The following is a 7,451-nucleotide window of genomic DNA, read 5'->3' on the forward strand; positions in this document are numbered from 1 at the left end:
TAGACTTGGAAGACAGGTAGACCATCACTTCGACTTCGCTCAGCGACCCACTTCGACTCTCGCTCAGCGACCGTAGACAAGGAAGAGTGAGAACGAAAAATAGGGCGTTTCGGCTTTTAGAAGTTAGTTTGACCGAACCGAATTCTGTACGGTTTTTCCCCCTTGTCTTCTTTCCTTCCTTGTCCCCCAAGTCTAGTCTCCACCCTTAAATAAAAAACCTACACCTGTCAGCTGGGGGAGAGGGGTTGAGCTTAAGTTGACACGGATGGGCATTGCCGTGCCCTTACCCCATATTACTAACCCCACACCCGACACAAATCCAACACAAAACCCGGTAAGATTTCCTCACCGGATAACTCAGCCGGATTTGACAATATTTCTACTGTTAAACCGACTCGATAAACTTCTACTGTTCTATTTTGTGGATCGATTAACCAACCCAGTTTAGCCCCATTATCCATATACTCCTGCATTTTCTCTTGCAGTGACTTCAGAGTATCCGACTGCGATCGTAACTCCACCACAAAATCCGGGCAAATATTGGCAAAGGTTCCCTTTTGTTCATCAGTCAGTGCATCCCAACTTTCTTGACTAATCCAACAAGCATCCGGGGCACGAGTAGCACCATTGGGTAAAATGAAAGCCGTTGAGGAATCAAACGCCTCGCCCGGTTCATCTGCATTCCGCCACCATATATACAACTCTCCAGAAATACTCCAATTCCGTTTGCCAGTTCGCCAACCTGTGGGTGGATTCACAATTAATTCCCCTTTTGCCGTTCTCTCCAGGTGTAATTCTCTATTGCACTCTGCTAGGGCTGTAAACTGTTCTGGAGTGACATATAGCTTCATGGTTTTTGGTAACTCAAGTAACAGAGTTTCGGTTTCCGGTTTTGCTGGTGTCTGTACCATTTTGACCTTTCCTGTCATAGAGATTAGCGATCTAGGCGGTTAAAAACCCGGTTTCTGATTTAAAACGCGATTATTTATATTATCCATTTGTGTTGGTGCGTTACGCGGGGAACACAATTCATTGGAGTTTCCCCTAAATTATTGCCGAGCTAACGCACGATGGCGGACTGACACAGCTAAAATTGTGAAATAGATTTGGCGGTGAAATTGGGCGCACGCTATGCGCCCCTACAATTCTAATCCACCAATTAAGGTGTGCCACGCCACTACTTGCTACTGGGGCGACTATTTCCGCATCACCTCCAACCAAGACATTCAGCAATCGTGCGATCGCACCAATTACGGATTACGGACATCAGATACAATTAACTGGCGCGAAGTCTGATCAGTCGGTTTCCTTCTCCTCTTGCTTTTGCCCAGTTTCCGAGGCTTCTTGAACCTGCTTCAGATGAATCGTATTCACCTGATTAATGAAATTCTCGATTGCCTGTTTCAGCTTTTTCTTACGTTGGGATTCATCGGCTATATCATAGCAACGATACGCCTGAGTTACTCCCAATATGAATTTTTCTCGTTCTGCTTCTAACAGTTCAACTGCCGTATTTGCCGAAATCCAATTTTCTTGAAAAGGAAATGACGTTACCACACTGGCAACAATAGAAGCGACCGCTGGAAAGATAACAGGTAACCACTTAAACCAAACCACACCAATATCTAACTTATCAACCAAAACCAGAATTGGTGTAATCCCAGAAAAGACAATCGTTGCCATTTGGAATGTATAATAGATATTTCTCGAAGTCTGGCGACTTTGTTTATAGTCTTCAATCAGTTCTTGGCAATACTGCAAAGCATTTTCTCTGGCTACCGTTATGGGATTGTTACCCGGTTGTTGCTGTTCATCAACGAGATATTGATAAATTTCCGCTCGTTTGGCAACATCAAGCTGAATTTGACGACTTGCTGCTTGAGCTAACTGTTTATCGAGCAAGACAAGGAAAACAAAAAATGAAACTAAAACAGCTATCCAGATAACGATACTTGCTTTATTGTCAACAACAAAGCTAATGATGCTTGTACCAATTAACGCCGCGAGGAACAGGTATTGTCCAATCTTGATCCAGGGAATCGGCACACTGGGTAAGAGTGAACCCTTTTCTCCTGCCTGAGACGGATCAGATGGATTAGTATTGTTGAGAGTGGTCATAATATTGGAGTTGATGATTGTCCATCGTTTTAACTAGATATTATTTCACGCTGGAATCAACTCAGTCAACCCAAAAAACTTGTACTGCTATAAGTCTTCATCTCCTGCCAAAAGTCATGGCGAATCTATTAATTATCGAATCAGGCGGTAAGGTCAAAAAACTCAAATCCATTCTCGGTGCTGGCTGGACAGTTAAAGCCAGTATGGGTCACGTTCGGGAATTAGCCGATGATGGTGAAGATTCTCTGGGGTTTGATTTGGATGGTTCCCACATCCACTGTCGCTATGTTCCCCGGAGTAGTCAAGCTAAGAAAATCTTATCGGAGTTGCGCGGTGCGATTCGCCAAGCTGACCGAATTTACCTGGGGACTGATCCTGATAGAGAAGGGGAAACGATTGGTTGGCATTTAACTCAAGCTTTGCGATTAAAGAATCCGTTACGAGTGACCTATACCGAGATTACCAAAGCCGCCGTCGATCGCGCGATCGCACATCCGAAATCCCTTGATTCTAATTTAGTCGCCGCCGGACGCGCTAGGGATTGTTTGGATAAGTTGGTGGGATATAAGGGGAGTCGATTAGTCTGGCGTTTAAATAACGGCTGCAAGTCCATGGGACGGGTGCAGAGTGCGACACTGCATCTACTGGTGAAGCGAGAACAAGAGATTTTGGCATTTAAACCCCAGGATTATTGGGTCGTCTGGGTTGAGTATCAGGAGGGATTTAAGGCTGTTTACGCAGGTCGAACTTACCCGCAAACGACGCAACGGCGGAATTCGAGGGATAAAAATAAGACTCAACCCGATGATGCAGGTGAGGAGACTCCAGTCTCGGAAGGGACACGGGTACTCTCTCAGGAAGACGCGGATCAACTCGTTGCGATCGCACGAACTCATGCTCATTATGTTGTCACAGTCGAGGGAAAAACGGTTAAGCAATCTCCCCCCGCCGCATTTATAACTTCTACGCTTCAGCAATCTGCTGGTGCAAAACTCAAGCTGAATCCAGAAGTGACGATGAAAATTGCCCAAAGTCTCTATGAAGCGGGACATATTACCTACATGCGGACGGATTCGGTGGCGTTGTCTCCAGAGTTTTGTCAGGCGGCGAAACAGTGGCTTTTACATCATGACCCGGATAATGTACCCGCTAGAGTAGCCGCCCATCGCTCGAAATCCGGGGCGCAAGAAGCCCATGAAGCGATTCGTCCGACTCATGTTGAACGCACACCGGAACAATTATCGGTTCAACTAACCAGGGATGAGGCAAAACTGTATGATTTAATTTGGAATCGCGCGATCGCCACTCAATGCTGTCAAGCTGAATTGTCCAAAACTCGGATTATCACCCAATCGGGGGATGTATTTTGGGAAGCCAGAGGACAGGTGTTACTTGTACCCGGTTATACTCGCTATTGGCATAATATTGCCGCCGATTCCCAATTACCACGGGTACAGCCAGGACAACCGCTTACCTTAGATAACGCAGGTGCGGATAAGAAACAGACGCAGCCACCCCCCCGCTACAGCGAACCCAAACTGGTGCAGGTGATGGAACGTTCGGGAATTGGTCGTCCTAGCACCTATGCGCCAACGATTAAAACCTTGAAAGCGCGTAATTATGTTCAGTTAAGTAAAGGGAAATTACAGCCAACCCAACTGGGGATGGAACTGGATGCATTTTTGACACAGGTGTTACCTGATCTGATTCAGCCAGAGTTTACCGCTAAGATGGAATCGGATTTAGATGCGATCGCGTCTGGGAAATTGGATTGGGAGTGTTATTTAACTGGGTGGAATCGAGATTATTTTGCTCCGGCGCTCAACTCGGCATTTTCCCAAGTTCCAGAAATAGCCAGTCAAACTCAGTCTACCCCGAAGGGTGAATCGAAACGGCGTCCGAGAACCGAACTCACGGATTATTCCTGTCCTAAATGTCAGCATCGGATGACTAAGGTATTTTCTACCTCTAAGAAGCTGAAAGCCGATCATTTCCTCAGTTGCGATAATCGTGAGGGGGGATGTGGGGCGGTAATGTTTTGGAATGCCAAGGCTGGGGAGTATGAGTTACCGCGTTCGGAACGTCCTGTAGCCGCCAAACCCGCCAAGCCAGCTAACTTAACCGAGTATGCTTGTCCCAAGTGTGGCAAGCCGTTGGAGTTGTATGAATATGAGAAAGAGGGTCAAGCGAAGAAGATGCTGCGTTGTGCGAATCCCAAGTCTCGCCAGGGGAAATGTAAAAATGTGGCTTATTTTTGGACGAAAAGGGGGACGTTTTGGAGTCCCAAGCTTGGCGAGGTGAAAAAGTGATGGATAAGTGCGTGGACAGGGTGGTTTCGGCTTCGCTCAACCACCCTAATTGCTCAACTAGCCTCATGCAGAGGAGGACTAACTTTGAGGGCTTTGAGGGCTGAGCGAAGTCGTGAGGGCTGAGCGAAGTCGTGAGGGCTGAGCGAAGTCGTGAGGGCTGAGCGAAGTCGTGAGGGCTGAGCGAAGTCGTGAGGGCTGAGCGAAGTCGTGAGGGCTGAGCGAAGTCGTGAGGGCTGAGCGAAGTCGTGAGGGCTGAGCGAAGTCGTGAGGGCTGAGCGAAGTCGTGAGGGCTGAGCGAAGTCGAAGCCCGATCATTAGGGAAGGAGATGACTTGACATGCCCTATATGTATATCCTCGAATGTTCTGACAGTTCTTTCTACACAGGAAGCACAAAGGATTTACCTCGACGTTTATGGCAACATCAAAATGGTTTAGGGGCAAATCATACAAAGAAAAGATTACCTGTAAAGCTGGTTTATGCAGAGTATTATGATCGCGTAGAAGATGCGTTTTATCGAGAAAAACAGGTACAAGGCTGGAATCGGAAAAAGAAAATCGCGCTGATGAATAGTGATTGGAATCGGCTTCATGTTTTGGCAGAATGTCAGAATGAGTCACATTATCGAAGGGGGCTGGTTGAGCGAAGTCGAAACCAGCCCCTCCAGGGAAGTCGAAACCAACTCAAGCCCAGTAATGATGAGGACTGAAATGATGAGTTTTGTCCACTCCACTGCAACCTTCCCAGAACTAGAGATTGTCTCCACACTGGGGAGACAATTTCAACCAAGACCAAGCCAGTTAAATATTTTAATCTGCTTGTCACCCCTTCAGCCCTGAGCGACCAATACTTTGAGTAGCATTGACTTCCCCAGCTTCCTCAGCTCCCCCTTACTACAAGACTTATTCAGCAGTCCCTATTGATGGATTGGTGCGACAACCAGTAGGTGTTTTTTCAGAGGAGTCACAATTTGAGGTTGTATCCTTTATCCAGTCAGGGTTTACCGCCTCTTTTGGATTTAAGGGGTTGTCGCAATAGCTGAAAGGCTTATTCAGAAAGGATTTGAGGCTTTTTTGTTGGCGGGGGTTGTCAAAACTGAGGGCTGAAATGCTATAGTTAAACGAGGTTGTCGCAATCGAACATTGAAAACCCAATACAGCAAGCGTTTCAGAGGTCGGCAGTCGAAATCCTCTATAATCCCTATCAGGGATTGAAACTCAACCCCTTTTGCCCGGATGCAACCAATAATCGTCGAAATCCTCTATAATCCCTATCAGGGATTGAAACGAATTTCCGCTCTACAGGTGATCGATGTTGTTAAGGAGCAGGTCGAAATCCTCTATAATCCCTATCAGGGATTGAAACGGCTTATTTGTGCTCCAGGAGGCGATAAATGCCGAGTCGAAATCCTCTATAATCCCTATCAGGGATTGAAACATCAGGCTGGTCCGGGATGAACTCAACGGAGAAGGTCGAAATCCTCTATAATCCCTATCAGGGATTGAAACTTTTCCCCCGATATCCAAACTTACTGATTAGCATCCAGCAAGTCGAAATCCTCTATAATCCCTATCAGGGATTGAAACCAGATCCTTAGGCTTTCGCCATTGTGCCTAAGATGTCGAAATCCTCTATAATCCCTATCAGGGATTGAAACAAAACGTTATACGGGCTTGGTAACCAAGCCCCTACGCTAGGAATTTCCCTGAATCTCTTCTATCAGGGAGAATTCTACGGCTCCCCCAACTCCCTACCCTTACAGATATTAACTTCCGCTTAACATGGTGCCTAATCGTCCCGGAAGAGGGTGATTTCCCGTCCCCGAATCGTGATGGCGCAGCAGTTTTAACAAAGGTTCTGGTATAGTTGCACTCAGACTAATTTGTAATTGAGGACCCGACAGAGCAAGGCGAATTAGCGTTTCTTTTTGAATCTCTAATTCTGTAATCGGTTGACCGTCCTTATACGTCCCATTGTTACCAAAGTTAATCAATTTCCATCGGTTCCCCATACGCCGCAATTCCAGATGGTAACGCGAGACAACCGAACTTCGCAGCACAATATGGTTATCTGCACAGCGCCCTATTTTAATAATCGGTTGATCAGTAAAATGCCATTGTTGAATCGGTACACTATGAGATGGGGATCGCAGTGATACCGTAACAACATTTGGAGCAAGATTTACGCCTGACAAAGATTTATGAATCAATTGATGCACCCCTAAAAATCAAACTTTGATAGTTAGTTTATTGGGCTTACTATTTCTATAAGCCCACACTCTACTCCTAAGAGTCAGTGTGTGAAGTTGTCCCTTTAATCATGACACGCCTCAGACGAATCGCATAGCGCGATTCATGTCTAGGACATGACTGAGTGGGGAAATGTGACCAGAAATCCTAGATATTCCGTCCTTTCCCCGCATCTCCCCCTAACTTGGGAGTTTTGCATAGAGAGTACGCGATCGCAATAGCCGGATCGCTGTTGGTTATCACCTTAACACTATACCTAACTCACAATTGAGTTAAGATGCTCAGTCTCACTTGATAGCTGATAACTTCAGTTTACAGAATCTGACCCAGTTTTTCACACCGTATTATTACGGAGCAAGTCCAACCCGCTATACGAGTGAATGTCCCGATGCTAGAATACCCATTCAATCATTAAAATTGATGGGATAATTTCCCAGTAATTGTAGCACAAGCTACCAAATCATCCCCTGCCAGGGAGAGTTAGGGAGGGGTCTGACCCCCCAGTTCAGTGACTCCCAGTATCATACTTTTAACTCTGATATAAATTAATAATAACCTAACCCGAATGGCACGTTCTTGAAGCCGAATCTGGCTAACTCACGCCCTCGCCTCCTTCCGTATAAGTATAGCAACCGCCATAGCGGTTAGGACACATCATTTATGTAGAGACGCGCCATGGCGCGTCTCTACAATGGTGCCGAAAGTCCTAATCGATGTGTCTACTGCTATAAACCATTGAACCCGTTTTAACGGGTTTAAGCTTTTAGCCCCAACTT

At 46.2% G+C, this 7,451-nt stretch carries 6 protein-coding genes and 1 CRISPR repeat array; of the genes, 3 read left to right on the top strand and 3 right to left on the bottom strand.

The genetic code is table 11. From position 1 onward, the window contains the following. Positions 1-296 precede the first annotated feature (296 nt). Positions 297-911, bottom strand: a complete 615-nt coding sequence (locus tag MC7420_RS16045) for a Uma2 family endonuclease (RefSeq protein WP_044207643.1) — start codon at positions 909-911, stop codon at positions 297-299. A 220-nt stretch (positions 912-1,131) separates the two neighbouring features. On the opposite strand from MC7420_RS16045, the gene MC7420_RS39835 reads away from it, so the two are divergent. Next, positions 1,132-1,296 (top strand): hypothetical protein, encoded by a 165-nt coding sequence (locus tag MC7420_RS39835; RefSeq protein WP_157453194.1) that lies wholly within the window; start codon positions 1,132-1,134, stop codon positions 1,294-1,296. Here MC7420_RS39835 and MC7420_RS16050 read toward each other — a convergent pair whose 3' ends face one another. Beyond that, complete coding sequence (locus MC7420_RS16050; RefSeq protein WP_006101774.1) at positions 1,297-2,118, bottom strand: DUF4231 domain-containing protein; 822 nt, start codon at positions 2,116-2,118, stop codon at positions 1,297-1,299. Positions 2,119-2,234: 116 nt separating this feature from the next. Between MC7420_RS16050 and topA the strand changes: the two genes are divergently transcribed. Continuing rightward, complete coding sequence (topA, locus tag MC7420_RS16055) at positions 2,235-4,427, top strand: type I DNA topoisomerase (RefSeq protein WP_006101735.1); 2,193 nt, start codon at positions 2,235-2,237, stop codon at positions 4,425-4,427. 336 nt (positions 4,428-4,763) lie between these two features. After that, positions 4,764-5,135 carry a GIY-YIG nuclease family protein gene (locus MC7420_RS16060; protein ID WP_044207645.1) on the top strand — a complete coding sequence of 124 codons (372 nt, stop codon included), beginning with the start codon at positions 4,764-4,766 and terminating at the stop codon, positions 5,133-5,135. A gap of 471 nt (positions 5,136-5,606) precedes the next feature. Next, positions 5,607-6,083: direct repeats of the CRISPR family, unit length 37 nt; unit sequence GTCGAAATCCTCTATAATCCCTATCAGGGATTGAAAC. A gap of 108 nt (positions 6,084-6,191) precedes the next feature. Here MC7420_RS16060 and MC7420_RS16070 read toward each other — a convergent pair. Then, complete coding sequence (locus tag MC7420_RS16070) at positions 6,192-6,635, bottom strand: FHA domain-containing protein (protein WP_198016473.1); 444 nt, start codon at positions 6,633-6,635, stop codon at positions 6,192-6,194. Between the last annotated feature and the right edge of the window lie 816 nt (positions 6,636-7,451).

Origin of the sequence: Coleofasciculus chthonoplastes PCC 7420 (assembly GCF_000155555.1) — a bacterium.
Lineage (GTDB): Bacteria > Cyanobacteriota > Cyanobacteriia > Cyanobacteriales > Coleofasciculaceae > Coleofasciculus > Coleofasciculus chthonoplastes_A.

Excerpts from the sequence above, each read along its gene's own strand:
- MC7420_RS16045 (WP_044207643.1), bottom strand. The coding sequence starts at position 911 with ATGGTACAGACACCAGCAAAACCGGAAACCGAAACTCTGTTACTTGAG.
- MC7420_RS39835 (WP_157453194.1), top strand. The coding sequence starts at position 1,132 with ATGCGCCCCTACAATTCTAATCCACCAATTAAGGTGTGCCACGCCACT.
- MC7420_RS16050 (WP_006101774.1), bottom strand. The coding sequence starts at position 2,118 with ATGACCACTCTCAACAATACTAATCCATCTGATCCGTCTCAGGCAGGA.
- topA (WP_006101735.1), top strand. The coding sequence starts at position 2,235 with ATGGCGAATCTATTAATTATCGAATCAGGCGGTAAGGTCAAAAAACTC.
- MC7420_RS16060 (WP_044207645.1), top strand. The coding sequence starts at position 4,764 with ATGCCCTATATGTATATCCTCGAATGTTCTGACAGTTCTTTCTACACA.